At 70.1% G+C, this 17,499-nt stretch carries 13 protein-coding genes; 9 read left to right on the forward strand and 4 right to left on the reverse strand.

The genetic code is table 11. From position 1 onward, the window contains the following. Window positions 1–154 precede the first annotated feature (154 nt). From WMF14_RS46050 to WMF14_RS46065, 4 genes are all read left to right on the forward strand, one after another. Complete coding sequence (locus WMF14_RS46050; protein ID WP_044967211.1) at window positions 155–697, forward strand: hypothetical protein; 543 nt, start codon at window positions 155–157, stop codon at window positions 695–697. Window positions 698–708: 11 nt separating this feature from the next. Beyond that, window positions 709–1,269, forward strand: coding sequence for a hypothetical protein (locus WMF14_RS46055; protein WP_437796999.1), 561 nt, complete (start codon window positions 709–711; stop codon window positions 1,267–1,269). Between the two features lie 223 nt (window positions 1,270–1,492). Continuing rightward, entirely contained in the window at window positions 1,493–3,136 is a 1,644-nt protein-coding gene (gene ffh, locus WMF14_RS46060) for a signal recognition particle protein (protein WP_437797001.1), read from the forward strand. A gap of 247 nt (window positions 3,137–3,383) precedes the next feature. Beyond that, complete coding sequence (locus WMF14_RS46065; RefSeq protein ID WP_437797002.1) at window positions 3,384–4,196, forward strand: carbohydrate-binding family 9-like protein; 813 nt, start codon at window positions 3,384–3,386, stop codon at window positions 4,194–4,196. Between the two features lie 16 nt (window positions 4,197–4,212). Here the strand turns inward: WMF14_RS46065 and WMF14_RS46070 are convergent, their stop codons facing one another. Then, window positions 4,213–5,142 (reverse strand): BON domain-containing protein, encoded by a 930-nt coding sequence (locus WMF14_RS46070; RefSeq protein WP_437797004.1) that lies wholly within the window; start codon window positions 5,140–5,142, stop codon window positions 4,213–4,215. 366 nt (window positions 5,143–5,508) lie between these two features. Here WMF14_RS46070 and WMF14_RS46075 point away from each other — a divergent pair, with 366 nt between their 5' ends. From WMF14_RS46075 to WMF14_RS46085, 3 genes are all read left to right on the forward strand, one after another. Further along, window positions 5,509–7,485 carry an ABC-F family ATP-binding cassette domain-containing protein gene (locus WMF14_RS46075; RefSeq protein WP_437797006.1) on the forward strand — a complete coding sequence of 659 codons (1,977 nt, stop codon included), beginning with the start codon at window positions 5,509–5,511 and terminating at the stop codon, window positions 7,483–7,485. Between the two features lie 142 nt (window positions 7,486–7,627). Beyond that, window positions 7,628–7,888: a hypothetical protein gene (locus WMF14_RS46080; RefSeq protein ID WP_437797008.1), complete on the forward strand. Its 261-nt coding sequence runs from the start codon at window positions 7,628–7,630 to the stop codon at window positions 7,886–7,888. A gap of 502 nt (window positions 7,889–8,390) precedes the next feature. After that, complete coding sequence (locus WMF14_RS46085; protein ID WP_437797010.1) at window positions 8,391–10,613, forward strand: S46 family peptidase; 2,223 nt, start codon at window positions 8,391–8,393, stop codon at window positions 10,611–10,613. Between the two features lie 46 nt (window positions 10,614–10,659). Here the strand turns inward: WMF14_RS46085 and WMF14_RS46090 are convergent, their stop codons facing one another. The 3 genes from WMF14_RS46090 to WMF14_RS46100 all read right to left on the reverse strand — a co-directional run bounded on the left by WMF14_RS46090 (window position 10,660) and on the right by WMF14_RS46100 (window position 13,846). Then, on the reverse strand, window positions 10,660–12,186 hold the full coding sequence (locus WMF14_RS46090; RefSeq protein ID WP_437797012.1) for an ATP-binding cassette domain-containing protein: 1,527 nt from the start codon (window positions 12,184–12,186) through the stop codon (window positions 10,660–10,662). 204 nt (window positions 12,187–12,390) lie between these two features. Continuing rightward, on the reverse strand, window positions 12,391–13,155 hold the full coding sequence (locus tag WMF14_RS46095; protein ID WP_437797014.1) for an SDR family NAD(P)-dependent oxidoreductase: 765 nt from the start codon (window positions 13,153–13,155) through the stop codon (window positions 12,391–12,393). A 22-nt stretch (window positions 13,156–13,177) separates the two neighbouring features. After that, window positions 13,178–13,846 carry a TetR/AcrR family transcriptional regulator gene (locus WMF14_RS46100; protein ID WP_437797016.1) on the reverse strand — a complete coding sequence of 223 codons (669 nt, stop codon included), beginning with the start codon at window positions 13,844–13,846 and terminating at the stop codon, window positions 13,178–13,180. A gap of 1,358 nt (window positions 13,847–15,204) precedes the next feature. Between WMF14_RS46100 and WMF14_RS46105 the strand changes: the two genes are divergently transcribed. Continuing rightward, window positions 15,205–16,443, forward strand: coding sequence for a cytochrome P450 (locus tag WMF14_RS46105; RefSeq protein WP_437797018.1), 1,239 nt, complete (start codon window positions 15,205–15,207; stop codon window positions 16,441–16,443). A gap of 62 nt (window positions 16,444–16,505) precedes the next feature. Then, a complete protein-coding gene (locus WMF14_RS46110; RefSeq protein ID WP_437797020.1) occupies window positions 16,506–17,495 on the forward strand; it encodes a terpene synthase family protein in 990 nt (329 codons plus the stop codon). The last annotated feature ends 4 nt before the right edge of the window (window positions 17,496–17,499 follow it).

Raw genomic sequence — 17,499 nt, forward strand, 5'->3', positions numbered from 1 at the left:
GGGCCGGCGTGGTCGCGAGGCGCCGCACGCACCGTCGAGCGGCCCACCGCCCTCTCGGGCTGCCCTCGAGCTCGTCGCACGCTCGCCCGGCCGCGGCGCAGGGGGCCGCGCCGCGCGCTTGCCCGCAAGCGGCGCCTTGCCTAGCCTAGCCGCGATGCCCTCGAAGAACGACAGCTCCATCGTGTGCCCGTCATGCGGCGCGAACAACGCCTCCGTGACGGCGAGCGGGCGCTGCATCGCGTGCGGCGCCAGGATGGGCTCGCTCGCGCCTTTCCGCGACTCCGAGCTCGATCGCCACCGCCGCTACCAGCAGGAGGGCTTCTCGATCCTCTGGTGCCTCATCGCCCTCGTCCTGCAGAGCGTGCTCACCGCGGCCCTCGTCGGCGGCCTTCCCATGATCGTGCAGCAGCTCGACTTCGAGGGGTCGAACGGGATGATCGTCGCCATCCCCGTCTGGTTCATCGGCGGCGTCCTCCTCGGCATGATCTCGCCCGGCAAGACGTTCCTCGAGCCGGTCGTCGCGTCGTTCCTCGTCGCGATCCCGACCGTGTTCTACCTCCTGCACAGCCAGACCGTCCGGACGATGCCGCTGTTCATGTACGTGATCATGGCGCTCATCGGCGTGCTCTTCACGCTGATCGGCTCCTACCTCGGCGAGCGCATCCAGATGGGTCCGCCCGCGAAGCCGGCCGACTGAGGGCACCCAGCGTGACGACGAGGCCCGGCGCGACGGGCAGCGCAGGGGCGGCAGGCGCAGCAGGGACAGCGAAGGCGGCAGGGGCGGCAGGCGCAGCAGGGACGGCGGGCGCAGCTGGGACGGCCGTCCGGCGGATCGCTCCAGGGAAGCGGATCGCCGCGGCGCTCGCCGCCGTCGCCATCGTCCTGGCGGCGCCCGGGTGCGGCCGGTCGGCCGAGCAGCAGGAGGCGGACGCGCTCCTGCATGCGATCGACGTCCTCCGCGATGCGCCGAGCGAGCCGCGCGAAGCGCGCGAGGCGCTGCTGGCGGAGCTCGAGCGCCAGCCCGCATCGACGCCGCCCGCCGCGAGCGCCAGGGACACGTGCGCGCGGGCCTACCGCCTGCTGCTCGACGCGACGGCCGCCGAGGCGCGCGTCCGCGCCCTGCTCGAGGCGCCCGACGGGGCCGCCGGGCCAGGCGCGCTGGCGGATCTCGCCGCGGCGGACGCCAAGGTCAAGGAGAGCGCCGAGGTCATGCCGAGGTGCGCCGAGGCGCTCGCGATCCTCCGCCGCTCGGGCCGACGCGGGATGTGACGGGCCGCGTCGACGGCGCCCGCGTCGACGGCGCCCGCGTCGGCCGAGGCCGCGTCGACGGCGCCCGCGTCGGCCGAGGCCGCGTCCGCGTCGCCCGAGGCGCCCGCGCCGCGCGCCCCCCGGGGAGGGGCGCCGGCCGCGCCCGCGCCGCGCGGCGTGCGGCGTTTTGAAGAGGGCAAGGGCATCCGCGCTCGCGGTCCCCTGTGCTAAGACCCGCCCTGCCATGTTCGACACGCTGACACGGGGCTTTCGTCAGGCCAGAAACCGCCTCGCCGGGCTCACGGAGCTCACCGCGGGCAACATCGACGTCGCGCTCCGCGAGGTAAGGCTCAGCCTGCTCGAGGCGGACGTCGAGATCGGGGTGGTCAAGGCGTTCCTTGCCCGGGTCAAGGAGGCCGCGGTCGGCCGCACCCTGGAGACGCGCGTGAAGCACGCCGGCGAGGTCCACCAGGTCTCGGCGAGCGACCACTTCATCAAGATCTGCCACGACGAGCTCGAGGCGATGATGACCCACGAGGGCGACGAGATCGCCTGGGCCGAGGGCGGGCCCACGGGCATCATGATGGTCGGCCTCCAGGGCTCCGGGAAGACGACGAGCTGCGCGAAGCTCTCGCGCTACCTCGAGAAGCAGGGGAAGAAGCCGCTGCTCGTCGCGGCCGACATGCAGCGCCCCGCGGCCGTCGAGCAGCTCAAGGTCCTCGGCGAGTCGCTCAAGATCCCCGTGTTCAACATCCCGGGCGAGTCGCCGGTCGCCATCTGCGCCGCCGCCCGCGGCGAGGCGAAGCGGCTCGGCCGTGACGTCATCATCTACGACACCGCCGGCCGCCTCGCGATCGACGAGCCGCTCATGCAGGAGCTCGCGCAGATCAAGGACGCGACCAAGCCCGAGAACATCTTCCTCGTGGTCGACGCGATGATCGGCCAGGACGCCGTGAAGACGGCGCGCGGCTTCAACGAGCGGCTGTCGATCGGCGGCGTCGTGCTGACGAAGCTCGACGGCGACGCCCGCGGCGGCGCGGCGCTCAGCATCAAGGAGGTGACGGGCGCGCCCGTGCTCTTCACCGGCATCGGCGAGACGACGGACAAGTTCGAGCCGTTCCGCGCCGACGGCATGGCGAGCCGCATCCTCGGCATGGGCGACGTCGTCGGCCTCATGCAGGACTTCGAGGAGGTCGTCGACCAGAAGAAGGCCGAGAAGGACGCCGCGCGGATGCTCCAGGGCGACTTCACGCTCGAGGACTTCCTCGATCAGGTGCGGATGATCCAGAAGATGGGATCGCTGAAGGATCTCGTCGACAAGCTGCCCCTCGGCGGCATGTTCCCGGGCGGCCTGCCCCAGGACGTGAACCTCGACGACCGGGAGCTCGTCCGCATCGAGGCGATCATCCAGTCGATGACCCGCTTCGAGAAGAGCGACCCGTACGCGCTGGTCCGCGAGCCGAAGCGGGTCGAGCGCATCGCGAAGGGCTCGGGCTCGAAGCCCGAGGCCGTGAGCGAGCTCGTCCAGAAGTTCCTGTTCATGCGCCAGATGATGAGCGGCCTCGGCCAGAACATGGGCCTCATGGGCAAGATCCCCGGCATGAAGCAGATGGCCATGGCCAAGAACATGCGGGAGATGCAGAAGCAGATGATGGCCGGCGGCGGCCTGCCCGGGATGGGGGGGATGCCGGGCATGGGCTTTCCGGGGATGGGCTTCCCGGGCATGGGGATGCCCGGGCTGGGGATGCCGGGCATGGGCGGCTTCCCGGGCGCCGGCGCCGGGGGCCCGAACATGACGAAGATGAAGACGCTCAGCGCCTCCGAGCGCAACGCGAAGAAGGCGCAGCGCAAGCGCGAGCGCGACGCCCGCAAGAAGGGGCGGAAGTAGCGGCGGCCGCGTGCGCGGGCCCTGCGGCCGGCGGCGCGTTGCTGACGGTGCGCACGGCGCGCACGCTCGCGCGCGGGCGCTCGCGCTTGTCGCCGTGGCCTTCGCCGCCGCGTGCTCCCGGGGCGGCGGGGGCGAGCAGGAGGCGGCGCCGTCCGGGGCGACGGGTCGCTCGCCAGCGCCGGCGAGCAGCGGCGCGGGCGCCGGGCAGAGTCAGAGACGACCGCCTGCTCTCGTGAAAGAGCTCTCGGTGCGCAAGCTCGCGCCCGGCGCGGCGATCGTCATCGACGGCCGCCTCGACGAGCCGGCGTGGCAGGCCGCGGCGACGACAGGCCCGTTCGTCAACGTGGGCACGGGCCGCGAGGATCGGTCGCTGCCGACGCAGGGCGAGGCGCGGCTGCTCTGGGACGACGGGTTCCTCTACGTCGGATTCGACGTCAGCGACAGGACGCTCACCGGCGGGTTCCCCGAGGGCGCGCGGGATCCGCACCTGTGGGAGCGGGATACCGTCGAGGTGATGATCGATCCGGACGGAGACGGAGATAATAAAGACTATTACGAAATCCAGATAAACCCTCAGAACCTCGTCTTCGACTCGCAGTTCGACGACTACAACGCTCCAAGGGGCGGCCCGAGCGGGCCTTTCGGTCATGAGGAGTGGAGCGCGGGGCTCGCGAGCGCGGTCGCGCTGGGAGGGACGCTCGACGACGACTCGGACGAGGACCGGGGGTATGTTGTCGAGGCGAAGATCCCGTGGAGCTCGTTCGCGAAGGCGAAGGCCGCGCCGCCGGCGCCGGGGGACGCGTGGCGGATGAACTTCTACGCCATGCAGAACAACGGCGGGGCGGCGTGGTCGCCCATCCTGGGGGAGGGGAACTTCCACAGGGCGCGGCGGTTCGGTCGGGTCCGGTTCGTCGCGGCCGAAGGTGAGACGGGCGGCGCGGGGGCGCCCGCGCGCGACGCCGGCGCGGCGCCCTCGGCGGCGCCGCTGGGCGCGGCAGGCGCCAGGCCGGGCGCCGCGGCGCCCTCCGCATCGGCAGGCCCTCAGCACCTCGTGCGATAGGCGCCAGCGCGCGGGCTCAGATCCGGGCCGTGTGGCTCGCCGTCGGGCGTGGCGCCCCCTGCTGCGTGCCCGCCAGCGCGGCCTCACCCATCGTGCCCGTTGTGGCGGTCGAGCGGGTCGTCGACTCCATCGCTCGCTGGACCCGGATCCTGTTGTGCACGTCTTCGACGCCCCGCGTGCCCTCGGCGACGAGCTCGATGATGCGCTTGTGGTGGCGCTGGGGCACTGTGCCCTCGAGGATGACCTCGTTGTTCTCCACCTGGACCGTGACGTCGCTCACGTCGATGTCGTTGCGCCCCGAGAGCACCTCGCAGATGTCCTCCTGGATGCGCGCGTCCGAGCGTTTGTAGCCCTTCGGTCCGCGGCCGAGCGCTCTGCGCACGCGATCTCCGATCTCGCCGAGCGCGTGGCCGACGCCCTCTAGCGCCGAGTGGCCGGATTCGCGGTGATCGTGGCTCTCGCCGCCGTACGCGCCGCCGCCCAAGGCCGCATCGGGACCGTAATCAGGGTTCACGACGCGGGTCATGCCGAGGTAATAGGCGCCGCCGAGATTGAAGTTGTATGCGCTGCCCACGGCGGGAAGGGGATTGCCGCCGAAGCTGCGGCTGTCATCGCGGCCGCCGACGTGATCGCCACCGCGGTCGTCGTGGGCCCAGCCGCGCTCCTCGTCACCGTGACGATTGTCGCTGCTGGCGAAGCGACCGTCGCCGAGAGCGCGGCCCATGGGGTCGCGGTGCGTCGTGGGCCCAACGGTACGAGGGGGCTCGCGGCCCCAATCGCGGCCGTCGCGCGGCGCGGCCCCGTGATCGTAGCTCGGGCCCGCGCTGCGGCGCTCGTCGCGAGGATAGCCGCGCTCGGTGAAATGGCCCCGGTCGTCTCTGTAGCGCCGATCCCAACCGGGCTCATTTCGTCCATAGCCTGTGTCCCTGTCGAATCGATCTCGCATCCTGCGCCTCCTTTCTTCCTTGCGAGCACTGCTCCTTCAACACGTCTCCGCCGCGCGACAGCGCTGCGCGACAGAACGCGCCAGCCTGGTAGCGTGGATCGCGAAGATGGGTCGCGTCGGCGCCCTCTGCCACCGGGGAGAACCCTTCGTCTCGCGCCCGGGCGATCCCGAAAATGACGATTCATCGGATCAGCACAGAAGAGCTTGCCTTGAGCGCCTTTCCGCCGCTCGTCGCAGAACACGACACACCCGCCCTCCCCCCATCAGGGCTGGGGCGGCGCCGCGCCCCCTGGGGGCCGGAACCATCCGTCACGGGCCCAGCAAAGCCGGCCCATGCACCCCCGGCTGCGCTAAGCTCCGCGCCCTGTGCCCGTCCTCACCGCTCACGATCTCCACAAATCCTTCGGTCCCCAGACGATCCTCGACGGCGTCTCGGTCAACATCCGCACGGGCGAGCGCGTGGGCCTGGTCGGCGTCAACGGCTCCGGCAAGAGCACGCTCGCCCGCATCCTCGCCGGGGTCGAGCAGGCCGACAGCGGCACCATCGCGCGCCGCCGCGGCGCCGAGATCGGCGTCCTCTCGCAGGATCCGGTCTTCGAGCCGACCGACACCGCGCGCGACGTGGTGCTCGCCGGGCTCTCCGCGTGGCACGCCGCCAAGGCCCGCCACGACGAGGTGAGCCGGGCGCTCGCGGCCGGCTCGGGGGACGCCGAGGCGCTCCTCGCCGAGCAGGCCGAGGCCGGGGCCGACGTCGAGCGGCTGGGCGGGTGGGACATGATGCACCAGGTCGACGCCATCATCGGCCACGTCGGCGTCACCCGGCCCGACGCGCCCATGAGCGTGCTCAGCGGCGGCGACCGCAGGCGCGTCGCGCTCGCCCGCCTCCTCGTGTCGCGGCCCGCCCTCGCCGTGCTCGACGAGCCCAGCAACCACCTCGACGTCGAGACCGTCGAGTGGCTCGAGCGCTACCTCGTCGAGGAGCACCCCGGCGCGCTCCTCCTCATCACCCACGACCGCTACCTGCTCGACCGCGTCGCGGAGCGCACCCTCGAGATCGACAAGGGCAAGGTCTACAGCTACGACGGCGGCTACGAGGAGTACCTCGAGCAGAAGGCCGAGCGCCTCGCGCTCGAGGCGCGCACCGAGTCGAACCGGCAGAACTTCCTGCGCACCGAGCTCGAGTGGCTCAGGCGGCAGCCGAAGGCGCGCACCGGCAAGCAGAAGGCCCGCATCCAGCGCGCCGAGACGACCAAGAGCGCGCCGCCGCCCAAGGCCGAGCGGACCGCGCAGCTCTCGGTCGAGTCGGTGCGCACCGGCAAGACCATCCTCGAGCTGAAGAAGCTCGGCCTCTCGCTCGACGGCAAATGGCTCGTGCGCGGCCTCGACTTCACCCTGACCAAGGGCGAGCGCGTCGGCATCGTCGGCCGCAACGGCACGGGCAAGACCACGATGCTCCGCGCGATCCTCGGCCAGCTCGGCGCCGAAGGCGACGGCGCCGCCGCCGAGGGGCCCCGCATGGAAGGCGAGGTCGTGCTCGGAAAGAACTCGAGCGTCGCCTACTTCGACCAGCACAGGAGCGGGCTCGACCTCGACAAATCGATCTTCGAGAACATCGCGGGCTCGCACACGCGCGTCGAGGTGGGCGGCCGATCCATGGACGTGCGCAGCTACCTGGAGCGGTTCCTGTTCGATCCGAACAAGGCGCGGCAGCCGGTGGGCTCGCTCTCCGGCGGCGAGCGGGCGCGGGTCGCCCTGGCGAAGATGCTCACCCAGAGCGTCAACGTGATCATCCTCGACGAGCCCACGAACGATCTCGACGTGATGACCCTCGCCGCGCTCGAGGAGATGCTCATCGAGCTCGACGGCTCGGCGCTCGTCGTGACCCACGACCGCTGGTTCCTGAACCGGGTGGCGACCTCGATCCTCGCGTTCGAGGGCGACGGCCGGGTCGTGCGGTACGCGGGCAACTACGACGCCTACCGCGAGCAGCGCGCGAACGCCGCGCTCGAGACGGAGGCCGAGGCGCGGGCCGCGAAGGCCCAGGCGGCGGAGGCCCGGCCGGCGGCGGCGCCGGCGAAGGCCGCCGCGAAGGCAGGCGGCGCGCCGAAGCTCACGTACGCCGAGCGCTCCGAGCTCGACGGCATCGTCGGGAAGATCGACGCGGCCGAGCAGAAGGTCGCCGAGCTCGAGGCGAAGCTCGCCGACCCGACGCTCTACGCGAGCCGCGGCGCGGACGTGGCGGCGCTGCTCTCGGAGCTCGAGCGCGCCAAGCAGGAGGCGGCGCGCCTGGTCAGCCGCTGGGAGGAGCTCGAGACGAAGCGCGAGGCCGCCGGCAAGGCGTGACAGGGCGCGACCGAGCGCGAGGAGCGCGGCAAGGCGTGACAGGGCGCGACCGAGCGCGAGGCCGCTGGCCAGCGGTGCAGGGGGCGACCCGCCTCGCACGACGACCCTTGTCGGCGCGGCGCCGCCCGGCGACCATGGCCGCATGATGACCGTGTTCGAGGTGCACCTCGCCGAGGGATCCGACGGCGCCGGCCTGCTCAGCGACGAGGTCCTGAGCGAGACAGGCGCGCAGGTGATGACGCTCCAGGAAGCAGCGCTTGTCGGCTTCCAGGGCCTCCAGGCGCTCGACGGCTCCGGCAACGTCCGGCTCATCGCCGTGCGCGCGCGCGACGCCGCCTGGATCCACCGCTGCCTGGAGACCCACGGGGCCGTCACCGCGTTCCGGGCTCACCAGGTCGACTGAGCCACATCGCCCCCGCTGCTCGATAGACCCCCGCGCCGCCCTGGCGCGGCGTCCCCCTGCGCGCTGTGGCGGGGACTTCCACCGAAGGTGGAGGGCTTTGGAGCCGCCAAGGCGCCATAAGACGCCAAAATTTTTTGTATTTTTCTTGGCGTCTTTTGGCGCCTTGGCGGTTCCATCATCTCTTCCATCCTTCCGTCAGGGTGGGGGTATTCCCCCACCACCCCGCGCGCGCCTTGTCCGGAATGCCGTGGATGCCAGTCCGGCCGCCCGGCGCACAGAACATGAAGTCCCGACAAGCCCGCTGAAGCAGGCGAAGCTCGCCTCCACGAACATCGATGAGATCCGGTGTCCATCATCACGCATGGAACGCATCGGCCCGCAGGAGGCTCATTCTACTGTGTCTCGTATCACTAGAAAGTTGGTGTGTGGTTGCACTGTCTACCGACGATGGTAACAACACCGCATGTCTCACTCCTCTCTACGTAGTCATACGCTCCTGGCGTTGTTCGCGGTCTCCGCGTTCGCGCCGGGCTGCGGCTCGGAGCGGCCGCAAGCGGGCGATACCAGGCCACCGGGCTCCGAGCCCGGTCAGGGGGCGCCCTTCGAGAACCCCGGCGGGATGTGGATGCCGGAGCAGATGGCGCAGCACAAGGACCAGCTCAAGGCGCTCGGGCTCGAGATCGATCCCGAGTCGCTCGCCGATCCCACGGCGTCCCCGCTCGGCGCGGTGGTGAGCCTGGGCGGCTGCTCGGCCTCGTTCGTCTCGCCCGATGGGCTCATCGCCACGAACCACCACTGTTCGACCCGGGCGCTCCAGTACAACTCCACCCCGGAGCAGGACCTCCTGACGAACGGCTACCTCGCGAAATCCCGCGCCGAGGAGCGATGGGCCGGCCCCACCGCGCGCGTGCTCGTGACCCGCGCGTTCCGCGATGTCACCGCCGAGGTGCGGCGCGGCATCGAGGCGATCCAGGGTGATCTCGAGCGCTACGACGAGATCGAGAAGCGCAAGAAGCAGCTCGTTACGGCGTGCGAGGAGGGGCGCCCCGAGATCCGCTGCTCCGTCGCCGAGTACTTCGGCGGTGGCCAGGTTTCCTTGATCGAGCAGCTGGAGATCAAGGATGTTCGCATCGTCTATGTCCCGCAGGAGGCGATCGGCAACTTCGGCGGGGACATCGACAACTGGCGCTGGCCGCGCCACACCGGCGATTTCGCCTTCTTCAGGGCCTATGTCGGCAAGGACAACCGGCCTGCGGCCCACGCCGAGGACAACGTGCCTTACCGTCCCGCGCACCACCTGAAGCTCGCGTCGTCGCCGCTCCACCAGGGCGACCTCGTGATGGTCGCCGGCTACCCGGGTACGACGAACCGGCTCCGGACCGCGGCAGAGGTCGAGTCCGCGGTCTCATGGCTATACCCGAAGCGGGTGTCGTTCTACGAGGAGTCGATCGCCCTCCTGGAGGAGCTCGGCAAGAACGACCCGGCCCTGCGGATCAAGGCGGAGCCGACCATCCAGGGCTACGCCAATTACCTGCTCAAGACGCGCGGCCTGCTCGACGGGCTGGTCCAGGGCGGCCTGGCCAAGGAGAAGGCCAAGCAGGAGGCCGACCTCAAGGCCTGGATCGACGCCGACCCGGAGCGCAAGGCGGCCTACGGCGGCGCGATCGAGCGGATCGCCGCGCTGCACGCCGAGCAGCGGGCGACGCGCGACCATGACGCGGCCGTGTCGGAGATCGCCTCGTCGGCGAGGCTCCTCGACGCCGCGGTCACCATCGTGCGCATGGCGGAGGAGCGGCCGAAGGCCGACGCCGAGCGCGAGGCCGAGTACCAGCAGCGCAACTGGGAGCGCCTCGAGCAGGCGCAGGCGTCGCTGCAGAAGTCGTACGACCGCGCGCTCGATCGGAGCACCTTCAAGCTGGCCACGAAGCGCGCGCTGCAGCTCGATCCGAAGGACAGGCCCGCGCTGCTCGGGAGCCTCGCGGGCGGGCAGGCGCCGACGGAGGCCGGCGTCGCCGCCGCGATCGACGCGCTCTACGAGAAGACGGGGCTCGAGGACGCGGCGACCCGGATCAAGCTCCTCAAGACGGCGACGCTCGAGGAGCTCCAGGCGAGCCGGGATCCGATGATCCGCCTGGCGCTCGAGCTCGCGCCTGTCGACAAGGCCATCGAGGCGCGGGACAAGGCCTACGCCGGGGCGATGAGCCTCGTGAAGCCGCGCTTCGTCGAGGCGCTCCGCGTGTACCGGGGCGGCCTCCTGGCGCCCGACGCGAACGGCACGCTCCGCATCACGTACGGCACCGTGCGAGGCTACCGCCCGGAGGCCAACAAGCCGGCGTATCGCCCGTTCACCACCCTCAGCGAGGTCGTGAAGAAGAGCACCGACAAGGCGCCGTTCAACACCCCGGCGACCCTGCTCGAGGCGGCGCGCGAGAAGCGGTTCGGCCCGTACGTGGACAAGGACCTCGGCGAGGTGCCTGTCTGCTTCCTGAGCGATCTCGACATCACGAACGGCAACTCCGGCTCTGCCACGCTGAACGCGCGCGGCGAGCTCGTGGGCCTCGCCTTCGACGGCAACTACGAGGCGATGGCGTCCGACTGGCTGTTCATGCCGTCGATCACCCGGACCATCCACGTCGATTACCGCTACATGGAGTGGGTGATGGACGCGGTGTCGGGCGCGGACGCCGTGCTGAAGGAGATGGGCGGCAAGCCGGCCATCGAGTGAGCGCCGCGCTGCGCTGACAGCACGATCGCGATGACGCCGGCGCGGATCACGCGCCGGCGTCGTCGGACGACACCCGCACCTCTCCGCCGGCCACCGTCCAGAGGATCGACGTGCAGCTCCGCCCGAACGCCCTGTCGTGCGTGACGAGGAGCAGCGCCCCCGGGTAGTCGGCGAGGGCGCGCTCCAGCCGCTCGATCGAGGGCAGGTCGAGGTGGTTGGTCGGCTCGTCCAGCACGAGCGCCCACGCGTGCTGCCCGAGGCCCAGCGCGATCATCAGCTTGCGCGCCTCGCCGGGCGACGGCCGCGCCGACCCGAGCAGCGGCCCCGGCTCCACGCCGAGCGCGGCCACCAGCGACATCACCCGCCCGCGCTCGTCCGGAGGGAGGCGCCGCGCCCTCGCGAGGAGCGCCTGCTGCTCCGCCTCGCCGAGCTCCTGCGGCACATGGAGCACCTTGTCCGCCGGCACGCGCGCGCCGGCGAGCAGCGCGTTCACCAGCGTGGTCTTGCCGGCGCCGTTCGGGCCCGCGATCCGGATGCGGTCCTCGCGGCCGACCGCGAGCCGCACGTCCCGCAGCAGGGTCCGGCCGTCGCTCTCGCCGCCGGCGCGGATCCGGGGCGCGTCGAGCACGAAGAGCCACGGCGCGGGCGATCGCTCGTAGTCGACGAACACGCTGCGGCCCACCGCCTTCTCGAGCTCGACCTCTCCCGCCTCGGCCGACGCCTTCTCGAGCTTGCGCCGGGTCACGCCGACGTTGCGCGACAGCCGCGTTTCGGCCGATGACACGCGGAAGTCCGCGAGCAGGCCCCGGGCGTCGCTGTCGCGCGGGCCCTTCATGCGCCGCTTCGTGCTCCGGTCCGCGTCGGCCGCTGCCTGCGCCCGCCGCTCCTCGCCGAGGCGGCGGCGGAGCTGCCGCTCCTCGGCGCGCATCCGCTGGTGCGCCTCCTCGCGCCCGCGCGCCTCGGCCTCCCAGAGCGCCTTCGCCGCGCTGTACCCGCCGGGATAGAGCCTCGCCGCGGCCCGCTCGACGCGGATCGTGCCGGTGGTCAGCGCGTCGAGGAGCTCGCGATCGTGCGAGACGCACGCCCCGATCCCCTGGAACCCGGCGAGCGCGCCGGCGAGCAGCGCCCGCGCGTCCGCGTCGATGTGGTTCGTCGGCTCGTCGAGCAGGAGCAGGTCCGGCGCCGCGGCGAGCGCCGCGCCGATCTGCCACCGCTTGCGCTCGCCGGGCGACAGCGTGGCCCAGCGCCCGAGCTCCGCCGGATCCAGGAGGAGCTCGCCGCGCAACCTGCGCGCGGCGCCGTCCTCGGCGTCGGCCAGCGCATGGATGGCCGCGTCGGCGTGCTCCACGGCCTGCGGGCAAACCGCGATGGTCGCGCCCCGCGGATCGAGCCGCAAGCTCCCTGCCTCGGGCGCGAGCTCGCCGGCGAAGAGCCGGAGGAGCGTGGTCTTGCCGGCGCCGTTCGGCCCGACGATCCCGTACCACCCGGGGGTCAGGCACAGATCGACGTCCGCGAGGATCGCGGACGCGTCGGAATAAGAGAAGGAGAGGCGCTGCGCGCGCAACGACGACATACGAGCTCCTGAATCCAGAGGGCCACATGGCCCGGTCACGGGACGGGCAGGCTGCCTCGCGCGGCCAGGGAGGCAGGGATGCCACCTGTCGCGCTCGCTACCTGCGACGGAGACCGATTCAGGAGTTGATCTTCACCGGAGCACTCTCCTCTTGCGTCAGCCGTGCTCTCTAACAGACGGCCGAGGCCTGCGCAATCGGCGCGGTCACGCGGCCAGGAAGCCGCCGTCGACCGGGACCGCCGCGCCGGTCACGTAGCCCGCGCCCTCCGAGCACAGCCACAGCGCGGCGCCGGCGATCTCGTCCTCGGTGGCCATCCGCGCCATCGGGTGCTGCGCCACCAGCGCCTGCACCAGCTCGGGCGCGAGCGCCTCTGCCTGCTGCATGGCGGGCGTGCGGGTGACGCCGGCGCAGAGGGCGTTCACGCGGATCCCGAGCGGCGCCACCTCGAGCGCCACCGAGCGCGTCATCCCGAGGACCGCGTGCTTGGACGCGACGTAGGCGTGGTGCGCCGCCTTCCCGGCGACGCCGTAGATGGAGCTCATGTTGACGATGGCGCCCCCGCCCGACGCCAGCATGGCCGGGATCTCGTGCCGCATGGCCAGCCAGATCCCGCGGGCGTTGGTCGCCATGACGTCGTCCCACACCGCCTGATCGGCGCGCTCGATCCGGGCCATGTCGCCGCCGATGCCCGCGCAGTTCGCCGCGAAATCGAGCCGATCGAAGCGGCTCATCGTCTCTTCCACGGCGCGCTTCATCGAGGCGTCGTCCCGCACGTCGGTCTGGACGAACAGCGCCGGCGCGCCCTCTCGCTCCAGCGCGGCGCAGGCCCGCTGCCCGGCGTCGCCGTCGCGCGCGGCGATGGCGACGCGCGCGCCTCCTCGCGCGAACGCGCGCGCGGTCGCGAGGCCGATGCCCGAGGTGCCCCCGGTGATGAGGGCGACCCGTCCGGCGAAGTCGTAGGTGATCATGAAGCTCCCTTTCCTGGTGGAATCACGCAGTGTTCGCGCCGAGGCCGCGCTGGATGAACTGGACCGCCTGCTGGGCGAGGCGACGGCGGCGCTTCGGGCCGAGCTGCTTTCGCAGCGCGTCGAAGGCCAGCACGTCGTGGAGCTCGGCCCCGAGCTCCTGGAGCACCGCCTCGGTCAGCCCGGGGCCGATGACGGCGGCGACCAGCCGGGTCGCCACCTCGAGGCTCGTGTCGTTGGACCGGACGGCGCCGCTCGCGATCCCCTCCTCGAGGAGGGCCCGGAGCTCCGCGGCGCCGGCCTCGCAGATGGCCTTGTGGAGGCCGCGGACCTCGACCGTCGCTGTCGGGTCGGCCGCCGCGGCGGACAGGCGGGCGAGGCGCGGGTGCTCCACGAGGAACGCCATGCCGCGCTCGATGTGGACCTCCAGGCGAGCCCAGAAGTCCCCCTCCAGGCACGCGGCGCCGAGGAACGCGCGCTTCTGCCGCGGCACCTCCTCCGTGAGGAGCCACCGGTAGAGATCGAGCTTGTCCTCGAAGTACTGATAGAAGCTCCCCTTGGGGATGCGGGCGCGGCGCGCGATCTGCGAGAGCGAGGCCTCGGCGTAGGGGCGATCCGCGAACTCGGCGATCGCCTCGCGCACGAGGCGGTCCCGCCGCTCCTCGGGCAACCCAAAGAACGTGCTCTTCGGCATGCGACCGGTCAGTCATATGACCGATCGGTCGCATCGTCAAGGCGGGGGCGGTTCTCGTCGCTGGCCGCTGTTCAGCGGTTCAGGGCAGGGCGCACCCTGAGCACGACTGCGGCTCTCCCTGAGCACGATCCGGACGTGTCCAGAGCGCGACACCCGATCCTGAACGCGCCTCCGGCGTGGGTCGGCGCGCCTCCGGAGGAGGTGTGGTTCCAGGGAGAAGCGCCCTCTTTCGAGGTCACGAGATCGAGCCGAGCGTGACATCGAGCGACGCGCATCCTCGTCGACGATGCCGGCACGCGTGACCGTGGTCGGCCCGAGCGAGGCGTTCATTTTGCATAGCGCGCAGGAGCACCCTCGTGCGGCCGTGCATTACTGCAATGCACGTCACATCGATGGTGCATTACTTCGCCATCAGCATCCCAGGCCGACGCGGCGGGCGTCCGGGCCGACGCATGCCTGCAGTGTTCTCGTCTCCACGGCTCGCTCCATCCGGAGCGTAGCGGGGGCGGCTCCGGGTCATGCGCTATACGTTCACGAATGAAACCCGAGTCGACTGCATCTTGCATTGCTGCACAGTCGCCCACGAAAGATGACGTAGATCATCCAGAGATCATTGCGCTCATCGATCGCAACGCATCTCTATCGGATGGCCATCGAGGTGTCGCCCGGGGGCAGTAGATGTTCTCGGCGCGTGCTGGAGGCGCGCAGGTCGCGGACGCTCAAATGTATTTTTATTCACGCGGCATGTTGTGGCGGCTCGGCCATCGTATTGAAGCGTTGGAAGATTCGTTGTCCGTGAAGTTTCGAACACGACGAGGTCGTCGTGTGAAGTCCGCAAATAAGAATACAGTTGCGCATTCGTCCGCATGGTATAGGATGCTGTCATCAGATGGAGGAGCACCCACGAACCATCGGACCCCTGCAGCCATGAAGAGAGCCTAGCGGCTCTCTCGCTTGCTCTGGTCTCATGATGCACCGGGAGATGCCCTGGAAGCAGTCTAGGCGCTCGTGAGTCGCATGCTCGCATCCTGGCGAGCGCAGCGACGACCGAGGAGTGCAGCCGTGTCGTGCGGACGCCGAGCGTTGGCTCGGACCGCGTGGCGGCTGTTCAGCGCCCTGCTCGCGGGAGATGCGCCCAGGTGGCCACGCGCTGGAGCATCGCGGAAACGCGGCTTGCGGGTCCCGTTGCGTGCTCCTTATCAGCGCTAGGGACCAGCTGCCTCAAGGCAGCACCGAATCGACGCCATCGCGTCGCCCAGCGCGTCATCCGAGGCAACACCACACTTAGGCCGATCGACGCGTGCCGCCATGGCGGTGCGGCTGCGTCCTGCCTTCGCCACAGCCACAGGAAGAGCGCGATGAGTCGACTGAACTTGTTTGCCCCCGAGGTCCGAGAGAACCCGTACCCCTTCTACGCGGCGCTGCGCCGCGAGTCGCCCGTGTGTCAGGTGGACCCCAACGGGATGTGGGTGGTCACGCGGTATGATGACATCGTGGCGGCGTTCAAGAACACGCAGGTGTTCTCGTCCGCGGGGCTTCGCATGGCCACCGAGCCTCCTTACCTGAGGCGTCAAAATCCTTTGTCCGGATCCATGATCCTCGCGGACCCGCCGCGGCACGGACAGCTGCGCAGCCTCAGCAGCCGTGCGTTCACGGCCAACATGGTGAGCACGCTGGAGCACCACATGCGATCCATGGCCGCGCGGCTCGCGGACGGCCTGGTGCAGCGTCGTGTCGCCGAGTTCATCTCCGAGTTCGCGAGCCGCGCGCAGGTCAGCGTCCTCGCCAGGTTGATCGGATTTGATCCAGGGCTGGAGGAGCACTTCAAGCGATGGGCGACTGACCTGGTCATCGTTGGTGTCATACCTCCAGAAGATCATGCGCGGATCGCCGCGGTACGTAGGACCATCGATGAGATGGAGCAGTACATGCTGGGCCTACTGGCGAGCCGCCGGCGGCGGTTGGAGAACGACCTGGTAAGTGAGCTGCTCCGGTCTCGGAGGGACGACGATGGGATCACGGACCAGGACCTCGTGTCCCTCCTCTCGCTGCTCCTCGTGGCAGGGCTCGAAACGTCGACATCGCTGATGACCCATATGGTCTTGATCCTCGCCCAGCGTCCGATGTGGATGGATCGCCTTCGTGCGGAGCCGGCGCTCATCCCGCATTTCATCGAGGAGGTCCTGCGTTTCGAGGCTCCTGTGCACGCCACGATGCGACTGACCCTCACCGAGACGGAGCTCGGCGGTACGCGTCTGCCCGCCCACGCCGTGGTCGCGCTGCTCATAAGCTCGGGGCTGCGCGACGAGGCGAGGTTTCAGGAGCCGGACCGCTTCAACCCAGAGCGTGGCGATCAGGCCAACCTGGCATTCGGCCATGGTGCCCACTTCTGCCTCGGGGTCTTCCTGGCCAGGGTGCAGGCCCGCATTGCGCTGGAGGAGCTCCTGCGTCGATGCCACCGCATCGTGCTTCGTACCGATCGCCTCGAGTGGCAAGCGGCTCTCAACACACGCTCCCCGGTGGCGCTGCCCATCGAGGTGATCCCCATCTCGACGACCGCCACGCGTGAGTCGCCGGTCCTCCAGGGGATCTGGTAGGACCATGCTGTCGTCGTGAGGACGTCTCTATCCCATGGAATCGTCTTGTGGCGGAGCTTGTCATGTCATCCGATCGAACTAGCGTTGTCGTCAGCAAGCGCGATGCTGGTGTATTCGAATATCCATTTGCTGCGTCGTGTCACCCCGGGAGAGAGGTCGCGGAGCAAAGGACCCTGGCGTGGGTTCGCCGGTTGCGTCTGGTGCCAGACGGTCGGTCGCTTTCGCGTCTCAAGGCGACGAACTTCTCCCAGCTGGCGGCATGGCTCTTTCCGTCCGCGAGCACGCAGACGCTCCAGCTGGCGTCCGACTTCACTGCCGCGCTGTTCCTTCTGGATGACGCGTACGACGAGGGGCAGCTCAGCGCGGACCCGGAGTCCGTCGAGTGGCTCAATGAGAAATACCTGGGTGAGCTCTTCGGGTACACCGAAGCGGACATGAGCGACCCCCTGACGCGTGGGATGCTCGATGTACGTGAGCGTATCCGACGCAGCCATCCGCATTTCTTCCTGAATCGATGGCTCTCGCACTTTCAGTACTATTACGAGGCCAACCTGTGGGAGGCGAACAACCGAAAGCAGGTGAGGGTGCCGCAACTTGAAGAATATTTGATGATGCGGCGCTACAGCGGAGCGGTCTATACCTACTGCGACCTGCTCGAGCTGCTGCTCGAACGGCCGCTGCCGCTCGAGGTCGTCCAGCACCCATTGATTCAGACCGTTCGCGATATATGTAATGACATCCTCTGCTGGACGAACGACTACTTCTCGCTCGGGAAGGAGCTGAGCAACGGCGAGACGCACAACCTGATCGTCGTTCTTCGGAACGAATGCGTCAGCACGCTGGAAGAGGCGATCGAGCGGCTCAAGCACATGCACGATCGTCGGGTGGCGGAGTACCAGGACGTGAGGGAGAAGGCGCTCGCGCTCTGGGCGGACGACGAGATCCGCCTCTACCTGGACGCGGCCGACGCCATGATCGCCGGGAATCAGCGCTGGGCGCTCGAAGCCGGTCGCTACTCCGGACTAGAAAGTTTGATCGTGCGCGCTGGATGAAGGC

The sequence above is a fragment of the Sorangium sp. So ce693 genome, assembly GCF_051521375.1.
GTDB lineage: Bacteria > Myxococcota_A > Polyangia > Polyangiales > Polyangiaceae > Sorangium > Sorangium atrum.

Coding starts and splice junctions, on each gene's coding strand:
- WMF14_RS46050 (WP_044967211.1), top strand. CDS start 155: ATGCCCTCGAAGAACGACAGCTCCATCGTGTGCCCGTCATGCGGCGCG.
- ffh (WP_437797001.1), top strand. CDS start 1,493: ATGTTCGACACGCTGACACGGGGCTTTCGTCAGGCCAGAAACCGCCTC.
- WMF14_RS46070 (WP_437797004.1), bottom strand. CDS start 5,142: ATGCGAGATCGATTCGACAGGGACACAGGCTATGGACGAAATGAGCCC.
- WMF14_RS46080 (WP_437797008.1), top strand. CDS start 7,628: ATGATGACCGTGTTCGAGGTGCACCTCGCCGAGGGATCCGACGGCGCC.
- WMF14_RS46090 (WP_437797012.1), bottom strand. CDS start 12,186: ATGTCGTCGTTGCGCGCGCAGCGCCTCTCCTTCTCTTATTCCGACGCG.
- WMF14_RS46095 (WP_437797014.1), bottom strand. CDS start 13,155: ATGATCACCTACGACTTCGCCGGACGGGTCGCCCTCATCACCGGGGGC.
- WMF14_RS46100 (WP_437797016.1), bottom strand. CDS start 13,846: ATGCCGAAGAGCACGTTCTTTGGGTTGCCCGAGGAGCGGCGGGACCGC.
- WMF14_RS46105 (WP_437797018.1), top strand. CDS start 15,205: ATGAGTCGACTGAACTTGTTTGCCCCCGAGGTCCGAGAGAACCCGTAC.
- WMF14_RS46110 (WP_437797020.1), top strand. CDS start 16,506: ATGTCATCCGATCGAACTAGCGTTGTCGTCAGCAAGCGCGATGCTGGT.